Genomic DNA, 17,207 nt, shown 5'->3' with positions numbered 1-17,207 from the left:
CCGGATCAAGGTCATCAAACGGATGGCTTACGGCTACCGGGACAGCGAATTCTTCTTTATGAAGATCAAGAATGACTTTCCCGGCAATCCGTGAAGAACCATAAAAAAGGGATGCCGAAGCATCCCTTTCGTTTACGCGTCAGCTATCAGGCTTGCGGCTTGGGCGCATCCTGATCGCGCTGGGCGCTTTCGTCGACCGGCGTGACGATCACGTCAGCCTGTTCCGCTTGCTCGACCGGCTCGCTGGCCGGCTGGGCATCGACCACGGCTTCGCTTTCCGCGATCTGCGGCGCTTCAACCACTGGAGCAGCCTCGACGACGGCAGGCGCAGCAGCGGCGGCCTTGGCAGCCTCCTCGGCTTCGCGAGCCAGACGCTCTTCTTCACGCTTGCGACGACGCACTTCACGCGGATCGTTCGGTGCACGGCCGTTGCTGCTGGCCGGCGCTGCTGGCGCAGGCTGCTCGGCTGGCGCGACAGTGACCTGCTCCACCACGGGCTCGGCTTCAACGATTGGGGCTGCTTCGACTGCAGGCGCTGCCTCGGTGACGACGGTAGTTTCGGCGACCGGCGCCGCGACCAGCGGCTTTTCGATGGCGGCTGCTTCAACGACAGCAGGCTCGCTGACCGGCTCGGCGACAATGGCTGGCTGCTCGGCGACAGCTTCGAAAACCGGGGCCGGCTCGCGTGGCTGCTCGACTTCCGGCAGTGCTTCTATCACCACGTCGGCGCGCTCGGCGACCACTGGCGCCGGAGCGTCTTCTACGGCCGGTGCCGGTTGCTCGGCTTCGACCGCAGCGGCTGCCTGAGCTGGCTCGGCAGGGGCGGCCGCCTGGCTTTCGCTGGCGACGTTTTGCTCGGCAGGTTGCTCGGTTTCGGCGATCACGGCGGCCACGGTAGCGGCGGCTGCGATGCTGGCACCAGCGACCGGCTGCTCGGCATTTTCTTCGCTGCCTTCGATCAGGTTGCCATCGGCATCACGCTGGCGCTCGCGACGGTTGCTGCGGCGACGCTGGCCACGGGAGCGGCGACGTGGACGTTCGCTGCCCTCGGTGCCGTCCTGCTCGTCATCCTGCTGCTCTTCGCCGTTCAGCACTTCTTCTTCGGCGCTATCGGCCTGAGCCTGCTCGGTGCGTGGTTGACGCTCCTCACGAGGTTGACGTGGCTGACGCGGCTCGCGTTGCGGGCGTTCGGCACGTGGTGCTTCCTCGCTGGCAACGGCGGCGTTCTCGTTCTGCGGCTCGGCGTCCAGCGGGGCACGCAGTTCGCGTGGCTGACGCTCTTCGCGCGGGCGACGCTCGCGGCGGTTTTCCTGGCCTTCACGCGGTTCGCGCGGCGGACGGGATTGACGCACTTCCTGAGGCTCGCGTACTTCCACGTTTTCACGCGGCTGGCGATCTTCACGCGGAGCGCGAGGCTGACGTTCTTCACGCGGTGCACGCTCTTCACGTGGCGCACGTTCTTCGCGGGCTGCGCGATCTTCACGTGGGGCGCGCTCTTCGCGTGGCTTGCGGTCGTCGTCACGGCGGTTGCCGCGGTTGCGGTTCTGCTGACGGCCGTTGCGACGTTCGTCACCACGCGGCTGACGCTCGCCCGCTTTCTTCTCGACGACGGTCGGCTTTTGCTCTTCGGCGCCGGCGAACAGACCGACCAGGGATTTCACCAGGCCTTTGAACAGACCACCGGCAGGTGCTGCAGCGGCAACCGGGGCAGCCGGAGCGGCTTCGCTGACCGGAGCCGGCGCGCTGCGTGGCGGCGCGGCCTTGATGGCGGCTTCCTGGCGAACCAGGGTGCGAGTGGCGGCTGCCGGTTTCTCTTCTTCGGCTTCGACCGTGGCCATTTCGTAGCTGGTCTGGGCGCTCTGGGCTTCCGGGCTGTCGTCACGGATACGCTGCACTTCGAAGTGCGGGGTTTCCAGATGATCGTTCGGCAGGATGACGATGCGCGCACGGGTACGCAGTTCGATCTTGGTGATCGAGTTGCGCTTCTCGTTGAGCAGGAAGGCGGCGACCGGGATCGGCACCTGGGCGCGTACTTCGGCAGTGCGGTCCTTCAGGGCTTCTTCTTCGATCAGGCGCAGGATGGCCAGCGACAGCGATTCGACATCGCGGATGATGCCCTGACCGTTGCAGCGCGGGCAGACGATGCCGCTGCTTTCGCCCAGGGAGGGACGCAGGCGCTGACGGGACATTTCCAGTAGGCCGAAGCGCGAGATGCGGCCGACCTGTACGCGGGCGCGGTCGGCTTCCAGGGCTTCGCGAACCTTCTCTTCGACGGCGCGCTGGTTCTTGGCCGGGGTCATGTCGATGAAGTCGATGACGATCAGGCCGCCGATGTCGCGCAGGCGCAGCTGGCGGGCGATCTCTTCGGCCGCTTCCAGGTTGGTCTGCAGGGCGGTTTCTTCGATGTCGCTGCCTTTGGTGGCGCGCGCCGAGTTGATGTCGATGGAGACCAGGGCTTCGGTCGGGTCGATGTAGATCGAGCCGCCGGACGGCAGCTTCACTTCACGCTGGAAGGCGGTTTCGATCTGGCTTTCGATCTGGAAACGGTTGAACAGCGGCACGCTGTCTTCGTACAGCTTGATCTTGCTGGCGTACTGCGGCATTACCTGGCGAATGAAGGTCAGGGCTTCTTCCTGGGCTTCGACGCTGTCGACCAGTACTTCGCCGATGTCCTGGCGCAGGTAGTCGCGGATGGCGCGGATGATGACGTTGCTTTCCTGGTAGATCAGGAACGGGGCAGGGCGGTCCTGGGAGGCTTCCTTGATGGCGCTCCACAGTTGCAGCAGGTAATCGAGGTCCCACTGCATTTCTTCGCTGCTGCGGCCCAAGCCGGCAGTGCGCACGATCAAACCCATGTCGCCCGGGATGTCGAGGCCGTTCAGCGCTTCGCGCAGTTCGTTGCGCTCTTCACCCTCGATACGGCGGCTGATGCCACCGGCGCGCGGGTTGTTGGGCATCAGCACCAGGTAGCGGCCGGCGAGGCTGATGAAGGTGGTCAGGGCTGCGCCCTTGTTGCCACGCTCTTCTTTCTCGACCTGAACGATGACTTCCTGGCCTTCCTTGAGCACGTCCTTGATGTTGACGCGGCCTTCTGGGGCCTTGCTGAAGTATTCGCGGGAGATTTCTTTGAGGGGAAGGAAGCCGTGACGCTCGGAGCCGAAGTCGACGAACGCCGCTTCGAGGCTGGGTTCTACGCGGGTGATGCGACCTTTGTAGATGTTGGATTTCTTCTGTACACGGGCGCCGGACTCGATGTCCAGATCGTACAGGCGCTGGCCATCTACCAGCGCAACACGCAACTCTTCGGGTTGAGTTGCGTTAATCAGCATTCTTTTCATGTGGTACCAGTGGTTTCCGGTGCTGCCGGAAGCCGCGTTAGGCACACACGACGATCAGGGTCGGTGTCAGGTGCGTCAGAAACGGGCGTAAATCGTTTCATTGTCTAGCGGCAGCAGCCAGTTGTGCTGGGCCGCGACGGACGTCTCCTGCTTGCTGTATGTGACAGAAAGCCCTCAGAACTCGCTTGTGATCGGCTAAGCATCGGCCTTGCTGCGTTAACACCGGTCTGGAAGGCCCGTTTACCATTGAAGTAAAGGTCGTTTCCTTGCCCGCCCCATATTGGGGGCTGTTACTAACGTAGCGTCTTGCTTGGCGCTAGCTCGCGAGACCTTAAACAGGTTCTCAGTCAGGAGGAGGAATCAAGGGTCGGTAGCGGACGATATGACGCGTCTCTGATAAAGCTCTTTGCTACGCAGGCCGACCGTTGTGCATCTCCACCCTACACGTATCGCTGAAAATCGGGTGCCGCTCACGAAAATCCGCAGCGGGTTGGCATTACCGCGACCGTCCAATTGGGCAGGTCACGCATCTGTGTCTCAGGCCTTGTTTCCGAGTTTCTCGAGCAGCCATGCTGGCCTTTCGCTCTCCGAGATGCCCGTCGGACGGCCTTATGTCCTGAAGTGGGTTGCTCGATTCGCGATGGCGGTTTGGCAACATCCGCGAATCAGGCCGCTTTTGACGGCATTCGCGACTATAGCAGCAATGATTAAGTGCTTCAAATGCATAAAAATTGTATGATCGCGGGCATGACGACACCTACTCCCCCAACCTCCGGCGTTCAGCTGCTCGAGGTCGCGCCTGAGCTCGCGGGTCAGCGCATCGACAACTTCCTTCGCAACCAACTCAAGGGTGTTCCCAAGACCTTGATCTACCGCATCCTGCGCAAGGGTGAGGTACGGGTCAACAAGGGGCGCATCAAGCCCGAGTACAAGCTGCAGGCCGGCGACATCGTGCGGGTGCCGCCGCTGCGCCTGGCCGAGCGAGACGAACCGGAGCCGCTGGCCCAGGGCCTGTTGCAGCGCCTGGAAGCCGCCATCATCTATGAGGACAAGGCGCTGATCGTGCTCAACAAGCCGGCCGGTATCGCCGTGCATGGCGGCAGCGGCCTCAATTACGGGGTGATCGAGGCGTTTCGCCAATTGCGCCCGGACGCCAAGGATCTGGAACTGGTGCACCGCCTGGACCGCGATACCTCAGGTCTGCTGATGATCGCCAAGAAGCGCAGTATGCTGCGCCACTTGCACGAGCAACTACGCGGCGATGGCGTCGACAAGCGCTACATGGCGCTGGTGCGTGGCCACTGGGCAACCGCCAAGAAGCAGATCAACGCGCCGCTGCTCAAGAGCAATCTGCGTTCCGGTGAGCGTATGGTCGAGGTCAACCCGGAAGGCAAGGACGCGCTGACCGTGTTTCGCGTGCTGCGCCGCTTCGGTGAGTTCGCCACCCTGGTCGAGGCCAAGCCGGTGACCGGACGTACTCACCAGATTCGTGTGCATGCCCAGTATGGCGGGCATTGCATCGCCGGTGACAGCAAGTATGGCGATGACGACTTCACCCGCGAGATTCGCGAACTGGGCGGCAAGCGCCTGTTCCTGCACGCCTACGAGCTGAACATCCCGCTGCCAGAAGGCGGCGTGCTGAAGCTCGAGGCGCCGGTCGACGAGGTGTGGTCCCGCACCGTGGAGCGCCTGAGTGCGTGACTACAAGCTGCTGATCTTCGACTGGGATGGCACCCTGGTCGACTCCATAGCCCGTATCGTCACCGCCATGCACCAGGCCGCCGATCTGTGCGGCGTGCCGCGGCGCAGCGACGAGGCGGTCAAGGGCATCATCGGCCTGGCGCTGCCGCAAGCGATCACCACCCTTTATCCGGAACTCGACGAAGCGGCGCACGTCGAACGCTTCCATGCTGCCTACAGCGAGTGCTACGTAGCTCTGGATCGGACGCCTTCGGCGTTCTTCGACGATGTCGAGCAGAGCCTGGCGAGGTTCCGCGAGCAGGGCTACCAGTTGGCGGTCGCCACCGGCAAGAGTCGCCGTGGCCTGCAGCGGATTCTCGACACCCTGGGCTGGCAGAATTATTTCGATATCACCCGCTGTGCCGATGAAACGGCCAGCAAGCCGGACCCGCGGATGTTGCACGAGATTCTGCAGCATTGCGGGGTGAGCGCCGAGCAGGCGTTGATGGTCGGCGATTCGTCGTTCGATCTGGAAATGGCCCAGCGCGCGGGCATGGATTCGGTGGCAGTGGGCTACGGCGCACAGACGCTGGAAGCGCTGAGCCTTTATGAGCCGAAATTGTCGATCAACCATTTCACGCAATTGAGTACCTGGCTGAGCTGCACGGTAGCCGAGACCCGAACCGAGGAGATTGAGCATGTGGGGTGAGAGAAAGACGTCATCGGTCTCCGAGAGCGATCCGAAGAGCTGGAAGCTCCTTGAAAAGACCTTGCTGGCCAGCGTCCATGAGCAGCGCCGCTCGCGCCGTTGGGGAATCTTCTTCAAGCTGCTGACCTTCATCTACCTGTTCGGCGCCCTGGCGCTGTTCTCGCCGCTGATCAGCAACCAGGGCAGCGGCAGCAGTTCGCCCCATACCGCGGTCATCGAAGTGCGCGGGATGATCGCCGACAAGGAAGCGGCCAGCGCCGACAACATCGTCGGCAGCCTGCGCGCTGCCTTCAAGGATACGAACACCAAGGGCGTGATCCTGCGCATCAACAGCCCAGGTGGCAGCCCGGTGCAGTCGGGCTATGTGTACGATGAGATCCGCCGCCTGCGTGACGAGAACCCGAACATCAAGGTCTACGCGGTGATTTCCGACCTAGGCGCGTCCGGTGCGTATTACATCGCCAGCGCCGCGGACCAGATCTACGCTGACAAAGCCAGTCTGGTGGGCTCCATCGGCGTCACGGCAGCCAGTTTCGGCTTCGTCGATACCATGGAGAAACTTGGCGTCGAGCGCCGTGTGTACACCTCGGGTGAGCACAAGGCATTTCTCGACCCATTCCAGCCGCAGAAGGACGAGGAAACCCGTTTCTGGAAAACGGTGCTGGACACCACCCACAAGCAGTTCATCGACAGCGTGAAGAAGGGCCGTGGCGATCGCCTCAAGGACGCCGAGCATCCCGAGCTGTTCTCCGGCCTGATCTGGTCCGGCGAGCAGGCCCTCAGCCTCGGCCTGATCGACGGGCTGGGCAGCACCAGCTACGTGGCTCGCGAGGTGATCGGCCAGGAAGAAATGGTCGACTTCACCGTGCAGGAAAGCCCGCTGGATCGCTTCACCAAGAAGCTCGGTGCCAGTGTTGCCGAGCATCTGGCCTTGTGGATGGGTTTTCAGGGGCCAACGCTGCGTTGATGGCGGCGTTGTAAATAGAGAGCCCCGGCCAGATGCCGGGGCTTTTTATTGGTGTCGAAAATCCACACACGCTGCCTTTATAGAGGACGTCAGGCGTTGCTGATGCTCTTGGCATTGTTCTGCTGCTCGACCAGGGCGCGAATGCGCGGTAGCAGATCCTGGCCGTACTCCACGGCGTCGCGCAGTTGCTCGAAGCCGCGGAACAGGAAGGTGGTCACGCCAATGTTGTAGTACTCCAGCGCGGCTTCGGCGACCTGCTCCGCTGTGCCGACCAGTGAAGTGGAGTTGCCGGCGCCGCCGCTAAGGGCGGCGATCTCGGTCCACAGGCGTTTGTCATGCACCTTGCGTTGGCCCGCCAGTTCCACCAGGCGCGAGGAGCCCGCGTTGCTGGTGCCGAAGTTCTTGTCGCGACGTTTGCCCTGGCGCAGATGGATCAGCTCACGTGCATCAAGCAGGGTGCGCTCGGCGCGGGCCCAGGCTTGCTCTTCGGTGGCACCGAGGATCGGCCGCAGCGACAGACTGAAGCGGATATGTTTTTCGCGACCGTATTTGGCGGCAGCCTTGCGCACCTTGGCGATGCGCTCGCGAACCTGCTCCAGCGGTTCGCCCCACATCATGTACACGTCGGCGTGCTTGGCGGCGACCTCCACTGCAGCGTCGGATGCGCCGGAGAAGTAGATAGGTACGTGTGGTTTCTGGATCGGCTTGACCAGCGTCAGGTTGTCTTCGATGCGGTAGTGCTCACCCTGGTGATCGAAGGGCTCGGTGCTCGTCCAGGTCTTGCAGAAGATGTCCAGGTATTCCTCGGTACGGGCGTATCGCGCGTCCTTGTCGAGGTAGTCGCCGTCGCGCTGCAGGTCGCCGCTGTCACCGCCGGTGATCACGTTGATCGAGGCGCGGCCGCGGCTGAGGTGATCGAGAGTGGCGAACTGCCGGGCGGCGAAGGTAGGTGCCTGAAAGCCCGGACGATGGGCGACCAGCAGGCCCAGCTTGTCGGTCACCGCGGCCACGTAGCTGGCCAGGATCATCGAATCCGGTGCGCTGGTGTTGACGGCCAGCAGGGCTTTGTCGAAACCGCCATATTCCTGGGCCTGGGCGAAGGCCTTGATGAAATCGATGTCCACCGCCGGGCCACGTGGCGCCTGGGATTCGCTGGCTTCCTGGGGGCCGATCAGGCCGATGAATTCGAGGCTCATGGTTGCTCCTTTCTATTGAAGTGGGCTGCCACCGGCCCGCCTGGCGAGCGCGGCGACGAGCGATGCTCAGGCCACTCGGCCTTCCAGGCGGCGCACGGTGTTGCGGTTGGTGGGCACTGCCAGGCCGAAGTTGTCGCGCAGGGTTTTGCCTTCATAGTCGCGGCGCAGCAGGCCGCGCTCTTGCAGCAGGGGCACTACCAGTTCGGTGAAGTACTGCAGGCCGTCGGGCAGCAGCGAGTTGACGATGAAGCCGTCGGCGGCGCCGTCCTCGAACCAGTCCTGCAGGGCGTTGGCGACCGCTTGCGGCGTGCCGACGAAATCACGGCGCGGGCGCGAGAACTGCAGGGCCACCTCGCGCAGCGTCAGGTGCTCGTCGCGGGCGCGCTGCTTGATCTGTTCCGACGTGCCCTTGTGGCTGTTGCTGCCCAGGTCGCCAAGATCAGGGAAGGGCGCATCCAGGTCGTGACGACTGAAGTCGTAGTCGTTGAATGGGCGGCCAAGGGCGACGATGGCGTCCTCGATGCTGACCAGCTCGACGGCCTGCTGGTAGCGGCTTTCCACTTCCTCGTCATCACGGCCGATGATCGGGCGAATGCCCGGCAGGATGAATAGCTCATCCGGGTTGCGGCCGGCCTTGGCCGCGCGCTGTTTGAGGTCGGCGTAGTAGGCCCGGGCCTCGCTGAAGGATTCTGGGCTGACGAAGATCGCGTCGGCATTCTGGGCAGCGAAATTGCGGCCATCCTCGGAAGTGCCGGCCTGGAAGATCAGCGGCTGGCCCTGGCGCGAGCGCTGGATGTTGAGCGGGCCTTTGACCTTGAAGAATTCACCCTGGTGATCGAGGGTGTGCAGCTTGCTCGGGTCGAAGAATTCTCCGCTCTGCTTGTCGCGGGTGAAGGCGTCGTCTTCCCAGGAATCCCACAGCCCCTTGACCACATTCACGTGCTCGCGGGCGATGCGGTAGCGGGTGGCGTGGGGCGGATGCTCGGCTTTGCCGAAGTTGTCGGCGGTTCCGGAGAGCCACGAGGTGACCACGTTCCAGCCGGCACGTCCGCCGCTGATGTGATCGAGCGAGGCGAACTGCCGGGCGACCTGGAACGGCTCGCTGTAGCTCACCGTCACGGTGGCGACCAGGCCGATATTTTCGGTCACGGCGGCCAGTGCCGAAAGAATGGTCAGCGGCTCGAAGCGGTTGAGGTAGTGCGGGCTGGATTTGGCATGGATGTGCAGGCTGTCGGCGATGAACGCGAAGTCGAACTTGGCGCCTTCGGCCAGTTTGGCCTGCTGTTTGTAGAAGCCGAAATTCACACTGGCATCGGCCAGTGCATCCGGGTGGCGCCATTCGCCCCAGCCGTGGCCGACCCCGTGAATCATGGCGCCGAGTTTGATCTGTCGTTTGCTCATGGACGTTGCTCCTGTCGGATTACTGGGGCTGCACCTGGGCGAGCGCTTTTGCGGGTTGCTCGGCGCGGGCGGCGTTGAAGCTGGGGTCAAAGCCCTTGGAAACGTCCACGGCGCGGCTCAGCACGCCTTCTTCCAGGTAAATATCCGAGACTTGCTGCAAGCCGGCGATGACCTCGTCGGTGATTTCGGCGCGCGAATGGACGGTGGCCTTGACCGATTCCAGATGCACCTCGACCGGCAGGCCGGTCACCCGCGCCTGGGCCTCTGCGTACGCCTGGTGGTGGTCGTTGGCCCAGAGGAAGGCGCGCTCGACCCGTTCGACGAAGTCTTCGAGCTGCACGCGTTTGCCATCGATGGCGGTCTGCGTGGCGGCTAGGTAGAAATGGTTGGTCAGCAGGTTGTCACTGCTGCGCAGGATGCGTGCGCCGTTCTGGGTGATGGCGATGGTGGTGTACGGATCCCAGGTCGACCAGGCATCGGCGGCGCCGCTTTCCAGGGCGCTGCGGGCATCGGTGGGCAGCAGGTTGACGAAGGTCACGTCGGACGTTTTCAAGCCGGCTTCGCGTAGCGCGCGGATCACCAGAAAGTGGCCGATGGAACCCCGGTTGGTGACGATGCGTTGGCCCTTGAGGTCGGCCACGGTCTTCAGCGGCGAATCCTTCGGCACCAGGATCGAAGTGGTGTAGCGGCCATCACGCTTGATGATTTCCACCACCTTGAGTGGCGCGCCGGCGCCCAGGGCGAACACATAGGGCGCATCGCCCAGGCCACCGATGTCGACGGCGCCGGCGTTCAGCGCCTCGCCCAAGGGGGCGGCGGCCGGGAACTCGGAGAAGTCGATTTCGTACGGCACGTCGTCGAGTTCGCCGGCGGCCTCCAGCAGCAGCTTGATGCTGGATTTCTGGTTGGCGACACGCAGCGGCTCGAGGTCTGCGGCGCTGGCGAAGCCGCCGAACAGCAGGCTGCTGCCAAGCAGGGTGGTGAGGAGGGTGCGGATCAGCATGGGTGAGCTCCGGTCAGGCCGCCAGCGCGGCCAGGTTGGTCAAATAAAGGTGCGCGTGAGCGATGCCGCGTCCTCGTAGGTAAGGATTGCGCCATGGGGAATCAGCGGGAATGAAGGCGGGGGCGGGCATGGGCGTAGCGCTCCTGGCATGGGTCGGGGGACGGCCTCCGCCAGGAAAGGGGTCGGTCTGCAGTCGACCTTATAGAGCTAAGAAAGGGCTGTGAAAGTCTTTGTGGTTCTAAGCTAATTATGTAATTTCATTATCTAATATGTTTTGAAATATCAGTAATGAGTATTTAATGCGGGCATCCTTAGCGTAATCGAGAGTTCTCCCATGAGTAGCAAAAGGCAGATAAAACTGGGCGCGGTGCCGATGGGCGTGGGCGGGCCAGGGCGCCATAATCTTTGGCACGACCCCGAAGTGCCGGCTGATGCCAGTGTCAGTGTCGAGTGGTTCATCGACCTGGCGCAGCAGGCCGAGGCCGCGCTGTTCGACCTGATCTTCATCGTCGACAGCCAGTTCATCACGCCGGATTCGCCGCCCCATTACCTCAACCGCCTGGAACCGCTGACGCTGCTCTCTGCCCTGGCGGTGACCACCCGCCACATCGGCCTGGTCGGTACCCTGACCACCTCCTACAACGAGCCTTTCAACGTGGCGCGCCGGCTGGCCTCGCTGGACTTGATCAGCAAGGGGCGGGCGGGATGGAACGTGGTCACCAGCGGCGATGCCGGCACCGCCGGCAACTACGGGCGCGACGAGCATTACGACTACGACACCCGTTACGGGCGTGCGCTGGAGCATGTCGAAGTGGTGCAGAAACTCTGGCGCTCCTACGAGGACGATGCGCTGGTGCGCAACCGCGATACCGGGCAATTCCTCGACCGCAGCAAGTTGCATGCGCTGCATCACAAGGGCGAGCACTTCTCGGTGGTCGGCCCGCTGAACATCCAGCGCTCGCCGCAAGGGCAGCCGGTGATCTTCCAGGCGGGCGACTCGCCCCAGGGGCGCGACCTGGGCGCCAGCGTGGCCGACGTGGTGTTCACCCATGCACCGAGCGTGGAGAAGGGCCAGGCCTTCTACCGCGATATCAAGGCGCGCGCCCAACGCCTGGGGCGCGATGCCGATGACATCATCATCCTGCCCGGCGCACAGATCTACATCGGTGACACCGACGCCGAGGCGCGTGAGATCGAGCGTCACTATCATGCCGTTGACCATAGTTTCGAGCAGGCCCTGGCCGAATATGGGCGCAGTTTCGGCTGGCACGACTTCCGCCAGTACGACCTCGACGCGCCGTTCCCGGTCGAGGCGCTCGAACATGCTCGCAGCAGTTTCTATACTGCCGCCAAGGCAGCCACCGACCAGGCCGTCGCCAAAGGCTGGACGCTGCGCCAGGCGGTGGCGGCCGGCCTGCAGCTAAGGCCCAATGCCTTCGTCGGGTCGGCCGAGACGGTCGCCAACGAGATGATTCGCTGGTTCGAGGCGCGGGCACTGGATGGCTTCAACCTCTACATCGGCCACCCGGAGCAATTCCGGCGCTTCACCAGGGAAGTGCTGCCGATTCTGCAGGAGCGTGGGGTTTATCGCCGCGCGTACGAGGGCAGCACCTTGCGCGAGAGCCTGGGGCTGGAAATTCCGCGCAATCACCGGCCTGAACGTGGCTGACTAGCCGTATCGTGCGGCATCGAAACAACCCGGATCCTCATCCAGAAACTTCTTCATTCTGCGCCACAGTGTGGTGGTGCTGATGCCCAGGTGCTCGGCGGCGCTTTGCCGGTTGCCGCCCGCCCTGACCAGTGCCGCGAACAGAATGTCACGCTCGCTGGCCGGTTTCATGGCCGGCTCGCCGTTCACGTCTGGGGTTGTCGGAGAGAGATCGTCGAGGGCGTCGTCCAGCCATCCCGGTATCAGCGCGCTGCATTGGCTCATCACGCTCAGGCGCTCGACGATGTTGCCGAGTTGGCGAACGTTGCCCGGCCAGTGGTGATCGCAGAGTCTGGCGAGCAGGGTTGGCGTGTGCTCCAGCAGCTCGCTGGCGTTGCCTTTGAGAAGATGGCGCACCAGCGCGGGAACATCCTCTCGGCGTTCGCGCAGGGGCGGCAGCCTGAGTCTCAGCACGCAGATGCGGTAATAGAAGTCCTCGCGGAACAGGCCTTGGGCGACCAGCGCCGGCAAGGACTTGTTGCTTGCCGTGATGATGCGGATGTCTACCGGCGTAACCTTGTCGTCGCCCATACGGATGACTTTGCGTTCCTGCAGGGTGCGCAGCAGTTTCAACTGAATATCTGCCGAGGTTTCGCTGATTTCGTCGAGAAACAGCGTGCCGGTGTGGGCCAGTTCGAAGACCCCGGCCCGACCCTCGCTCGAGGCACCGGTGAAAGCGCCCTTTACGTAACCGAACAGCTCGCTTTCCAGGACGCCAGGCGCAAAAGCAGCGCAGTTGATCGCCACGAAGGGGCCGGCACGGCGTTGCGACGCATTGTGGATGCTCTGCGCGAAAAGCTCCTTGCCGGTGCCTGTTTCACCTTCGATCATCAGGGTGCTATCCACGCCGGCGTAGGTGGCGGCCAGGCTCTTGGCCCTTTGCAAGGCCGCGCTGCCACCGATGATGTCATCGAAACTGTTGTCTGCCGTATGTTGCCCGGCCAGGGCGCGACGCATCTTATGTTCGATCGCCTTGATATCCGTCTGCTTCTGCAGGGTGGCAACGGCGCCAATGGTCTGCCCCTCGAGGACGATGGGCGCAATGCTTAGGGTGAGCGACAGGCGGCCTATATCGATCAACGCCCCGCGCACCGGCTTACCGTGGCGTAGCGCCTGGGTGACGTAGTTATGCATCGGCAGCTCGGTGATGGCATCTCCGCAACTGACGGTACTCAGGTAGGTCTTGGCGACGTTATTCATGCGCGTCACCACCCCTATGGCATCGACGCTGAATATGCCTTCGGACACACAATCGAGGATCGACTGGATCATCTCGTATCGGTGTTGCAACTCCTGTCGCTGCTGTTTTCTTTGCTCCTGCACCTGCAAAAGATGCAGGGCTTCGTCGATTGCTTCGGATGCGGCATCGCTATCGGTATCCGACATCACATAGTGCATGCCGCGCGATTTGACCGGCTCCTCGAGTGACAGGCCGCCTATCGCGACTTCTATGCCCTGATCCTGCAGGCCATCAAGGATCGACTCGGTGTTTTGCACGCTACTCAGCGGGTCTATGAAACAGATCGATGCGTCGGGCACGAACGGGCGGGATTTTTCCAGAATCCTGGCGTAACCCTCTGATGTCGCTAGGAAAATTATCTTGGAGGACAGGCGTTTAGCCTTCTCATAAGCATTGATGCAGTCGAAGAAGGTGTGCCTGACCTCCACGACTGGTACGCGAAAGTGTTCGCGAAGCATGTATGCGGTCTTGCCCCGACTGATCAGCACCTCAGCACCTTCGGCTATTAGTTGCCCGGCGATCCTGATCGCTTCGGTCTGTGCCGCCTGCACGACGGGTAGGGAAAGCTGGCGCGCTTGCAGAATGCTGTCGATCGTCCGCGTCATGGTGGTGGAGGGGGTGATCACGGCAATTGCACTCGTAGGAATCCGCTGCTCAGCTGGATTGGCGTAGCCTTTCATTTTCTTCTCTTCTATTTCATTTTTATTGGATGAGGTGAAATTAACTGAAATTGGAAATTAATTGCTGCGTTGTTTGCGATCAAGGCCGAGTTGAAACGGAATTTCTTTAATTTATTGATATATAAGATGATTTTATTAAGGTTGTTTCGTCGGCGTAGGTCGTGGCACATGCCTTGCTCTGCCTCCAGAAAAATAAATCCAATAAGAGGCAACGCGTTCATGGACTTGATCTTCATCGGTTTTGGCGAGGCCGCCTTTCACCTGGCCACCGGCCTGGGTGCGCAAGGTGAGATACGCATGGGCGCATACGACGCCTATCGAGACGACCCCAAAGCAGGCCCATTGATTCGGCAACGCGCCGAGCAAACGCAGGTGACCCTGTTCGACTCCCTGGAAGCGGCATGCCGTGAGGGCCGCTTCATCGTCTGCCTGACCAGCGCCAGCAGTGCCCTTGCCCTGGCCGAACGCATCATGCCGTTGCTACGGGCCGGCCAGCACTACATCGACATGAACTCGGCAGCACCCACCGTCAAGCAGGCCATCGCGTGCTTGCCGCGGGCTGCTGAGGTGGGCTTCTGCGACGTTGCGGTAATGGGCACCGTGCCGGGCAACGCCCACCGGGTACCGATGCTGCTGGCCGGTAGCGCTGCGCAGGCATTCGAGCAGGCATTCAGCCCCCGTGGCATGCGCCTGACCGTACTGGACGCGGATCCCGGCTCGGCATCGGCCATCAAAATGCTCAAGAGCGTCGTCATGAAAGGCCTACCCCAGTTGCTCCTGGAGTCCTTCCAGGCGGCCGAGCGATTCGGCGTGCTGGATACCCTGGTCGACTCCCTGGCGGACTCGCTCGATGGCAAGACGGTCGAGCAGCTCGCCAACACCTTCACCGCACGCACGCTGATCCATGCGAAGCGCCGAGCTGCCGAATTGGATGACGTGGTTTCCACACTCGAAGCGGCTGGCGTCGATGCCAGCATGTCGATCGCTACCAGGGCACAGTTGGAAAAGCTTGCAGACCAGGACTGGTCAAGCAAGCTCGGCCCGGGCGGCAGTGACATGAACTACCGCGACGCCATCGCGCATCTCATCCGCCAGCCCTGAGGACTTCGCCATGAATACCGAACACTATCTTTCCCTACCCGATGCCATTCCTCAGGAAATCCTTGAGCGCTTTCGCAAGCTCAGCCCCGCACAGCTGTGCGATGGCATGCAGAGCCTGGGTATTGCCCGCAATGGTTGCATGGACAGCGACCTGATGCCGCTCGATGAAAGCAAGGTCATGCTCGGCACCGCCTATACGGTGGATACCGAAGACGGCGACAATTTCCCCATCCACGTGGCCATCTACCAGGGGCAGCCGGGTTACGTACTGGTGGTGGCGGGCAAAGGCTATCGCGGTCGTGCCTACATCGGTGATCTGATGGCTGGCGCTGCCCAGGCGGTGGGCCTCAACGGCCTGGTGATCGACGGCTGTGTACGCGACAAGGTGCCACTGGCCGAGTTGGACATTCCGATCTATGCCAAGGGTTTCATGCAGCGCAGCCCGGCCAAGCAGGGGCCTGGCAAGATCAATGTGCCTGTGCATTGCGCTGGCATCGAGGTCGCCCCGGGCGACCTGGTCTTCGGCGATTACGACGGCGTCACGGTGGTTCCCCGTGCCCGCCTGCTGGACGTTCTGGAGGCTTCCGAAAAGAAGGATGCCTACGAGGCCAAGCGCCGCGAGGTGATCGAGCAGTATGCCCGTCATCGAGCTAGTGGCGAGCCATTGCCTGAGCTCGCGCCAGCCTGGGTAACTGAACTGCTAGCCGGGCGCTGATGCCCTCTGGGGAGCCCCGGAGGCTCCCTGATACACCGTTTCCGCACTATAAAAATAAAATTGGGAGATGTCCGGATGCTTACCGCTCTCGGCTACTTGTTGATCGTTTCGTTCCTGATCCTCGTCATCAAGCAAAAGCTTTCACCGTTCACCGGCCTGATCGTCGTTTCGCTGATCGTCGGTGCCCTCGCCTGCATGGCCACTGGTGTACCGTTCGACACTCTGGTGACCTGGGTGAGGGAAGGGCTGTTCTACACCACCAATGAACAGGGCAAGGTATCGTTGGGGACCGTCAACCCGACGGTGATGATCCTCTTTGCGATCCTCTACTTCAGCCTGATGATGAACGTCGGCTTGTTCGACCCGCTGTGCACCTACCTGATCCGCAAGGCCAACGGCGATCCGTTGAAGATCATCCTGGTCACGGCGTTCACGTCCTCGGTGGTCACGCTCGACGGTGACGGCACCACCACCATCCTGATCATCACCAGTGCCTTTCTGCCGTTGTACAAGCAGATGGGCATGAAACTCTCGAACCTGGCGATGCTCATCATCCTGCCGTGCGGATTGGGCAACTGCTTGCCCTGGGGCGGGCCACTGGCACGCGCGGCGGCGGTGCTCAACGTGGAGGTGAACACATTGTTCGTGGCGATTCTGCCGATTCTCGGCGTGTCGTTCATCTACGTGTTCTTCATGGCCTACCTGATGGGACGCAAGGAGCGCGCGCGGCTGGGCTACATTCCCGGCGAGAGGGCGATCGTTACCCCGCAGCAGATCGACGACATGGTCACGGTGATCGAAGAGAACGATCGCGAGTTCAAGCGACCGAAACTGTTCCTGTTCAACCTGGCCCTGACCATCGGCATGCTGGTCATCCTCCTGGCGGGCTGGGCGAGCGGGGCAATCGTCTTCATGCTCGGCACCGCCATCGCCCTAGCGGTGAACTACAGTGCCACCGAACAGCGTGACCGCATCACCGCCAACGGTGGCGATGCCATCGCGGTGGCGTCGATCATCATGGCGGCAGGCTGCTTTCTCGGCGTGTTCAACGGCAGCGGCATGGCGGCGGCGGTCGCCGAAAGCATCGCCGGCCTGATTCCCGAGTCGATGGGCAGCCATACCGCGCTGATGTTCGCCTTCCTTGGCGCCATTGCCTGTTATGCATTGCCGGTGGATGCCTACTACTTCGGCATCCTGCCCGTGGTTGCTCCCATCGCGTACCAGTTCGGCATTACCCCGACCGAAATCGGTGTGGCCTCGTTCATGGGGCAGGCATTGCGTTATGCCAGCCCAACGGTGGCGTGGCTGTTCCTGCTGATGAACCGTACCGAGATGACGTTCGGCCAGTACCAGAAGGAGTTCTTCAAATGGTCGCTGCCGCTGTTCGGTATCTTCATCGTCACGGCGATCCTGACCGGTGAGTTGCCGGTGGGTTGAGCACCCGCTGGGCGTTGGTGCGTCGGTGGGGG

The 17,207-nt window shown here is 62.3% G+C and carries 12 protein-coding genes; 7 read left to right on the top strand and 5 right to left on the bottom strand.

The features are described from left to right. Positions 1-146: 146 nt before the first annotated feature. Positions 147-3,338: a ribonuclease E gene (gene rne / locus BVH01_RS17155; protein ID WP_075931498.1), complete on the bottom strand. Its 3,192-nt coding sequence runs from the start codon at positions 3,336-3,338 to the stop codon at positions 147-149. A gap of 747 nt (positions 3,339-4,085) precedes the next feature. On the opposite strand from rne, the gene rluC reads away from it, so the two are divergent. The 3 genes from rluC to sppA are packed head-to-tail and all read left to right on the top strand — an operon-like array spanning position 4,086 to position 6,694. Beyond that, positions 4,086-5,039: a 23S rRNA pseudouridine(955/2504/2580) synthase RluC gene (rluC, locus tag BVH01_RS17150; RefSeq protein ID WP_075931511.1), complete on the top strand. Its 954-nt coding sequence runs from the start codon at positions 4,086-4,088 to the stop codon at positions 5,037-5,039. Next, positions 5,032-5,727, top strand: a complete 696-nt coding sequence (locus BVH01_RS17145; protein ID WP_075931497.1) for an HAD-IA family hydrolase — start codon at positions 5,032-5,034, stop codon at positions 5,725-5,727. The genes rluC and BVH01_RS17145 overlap by 8 nt, the downstream gene beginning before the upstream one ends. Then, the gene (gene sppA, locus BVH01_RS17140; RefSeq protein ID WP_075931496.1) at positions 5,717-6,694 is read left to right on the top strand and encodes a signal peptide peptidase SppA; all 978 of its coding nucleotides are present in this window, start codon (positions 5,717-5,719) and stop codon (positions 6,692-6,694) included. Before BVH01_RS17145 ends, sppA begins: the two co-directional genes overlap by 11 nt. 89 nt (positions 6,695-6,783) lie before the next feature. On the opposite strand, the gene BVH01_RS17135 is transcribed toward sppA, so the two are convergent. The 3 genes from BVH01_RS17135 to BVH01_RS17125 form a co-directional block, all read right to left on the bottom strand. Then, complete coding sequence (locus BVH01_RS17135; protein WP_075931495.1) at positions 6,784-7,890, bottom strand: LLM class flavin-dependent oxidoreductase; 1,107 nt, start codon at positions 7,888-7,890, stop codon at positions 6,784-6,786. Positions 7,891-7,956: 66 nt separating this feature from the next. Then, positions 7,957-9,291 (bottom strand): LLM class flavin-dependent oxidoreductase, encoded by a 1,335-nt coding sequence (locus tag BVH01_RS17130; RefSeq protein ID WP_075931494.1) that lies wholly within the window; start codon positions 9,289-9,291, stop codon positions 7,957-7,959. Between the two features lie 19 nt (positions 9,292-9,310). After that, positions 9,311-10,294: an ABC transporter substrate-binding protein gene (locus BVH01_RS17125; protein WP_075931493.1), complete on the bottom strand. Its 984-nt coding sequence runs from the start codon at positions 10,292-10,294 to the stop codon at positions 9,311-9,313. A 334-nt stretch (positions 10,295-10,628) separates the two neighbouring features. Here BVH01_RS17125 and BVH01_RS17120 point away from each other — a divergent pair, with 334 nt between their 5' ends. Continuing rightward, entirely contained in the window at positions 10,629-11,963 is a 1,335-nt protein-coding gene (locus BVH01_RS17120) for an LLM class flavin-dependent oxidoreductase (protein WP_075931492.1), read from the top strand. Here BVH01_RS17120 and BVH01_RS17115 read toward each other — a convergent pair whose 3' ends face one another. Then, complete coding sequence (locus tag BVH01_RS17115; RefSeq protein ID WP_075931491.1) at positions 11,964-13,922, bottom strand: sigma 54-interacting transcriptional regulator; 1,959 nt, start codon at positions 13,920-13,922, stop codon at positions 11,964-11,966. Between the two features lie 219 nt (positions 13,923-14,141). On the opposite strand from BVH01_RS17115, the gene BVH01_RS17110 reads away from it, so the two are divergent. From BVH01_RS17110 to BVH01_RS17100, 3 genes are all read left to right on the top strand, one after another. Continuing rightward, complete coding sequence (locus tag BVH01_RS17110; protein WP_075931490.1) at positions 14,142-15,023, top strand: DUF1932 domain-containing protein; 882 nt, start codon at positions 14,142-14,144, stop codon at positions 15,021-15,023. Between the two features lie 10 nt (positions 15,024-15,033). Beyond that, positions 15,034-15,738, top strand: coding sequence for an RraA family protein (locus BVH01_RS17105; RefSeq protein WP_075931489.1), 705 nt, complete (start codon positions 15,034-15,036; stop codon positions 15,736-15,738). Positions 15,739-15,813: 75 nt separating this feature from the next. Then, positions 15,814-17,175, top strand: a complete 1,362-nt coding sequence (locus tag BVH01_RS17100; protein WP_075931488.1) for a CitMHS family transporter — start codon at positions 15,814-15,816, stop codon at positions 17,173-17,175. The last annotated feature ends 32 nt before the right edge of the window (positions 17,176-17,207 follow it).

The organism is Pseudomonas sp. PA1(2017) (assembly GCF_001945375.1).
GTDB lineage: Bacteria > Pseudomonadota > Gammaproteobacteria > Pseudomonadales > Pseudomonadaceae > Aquipseudomonas.
This window is presented reverse-complemented; position numbering and strand designations above follow the sequence as displayed.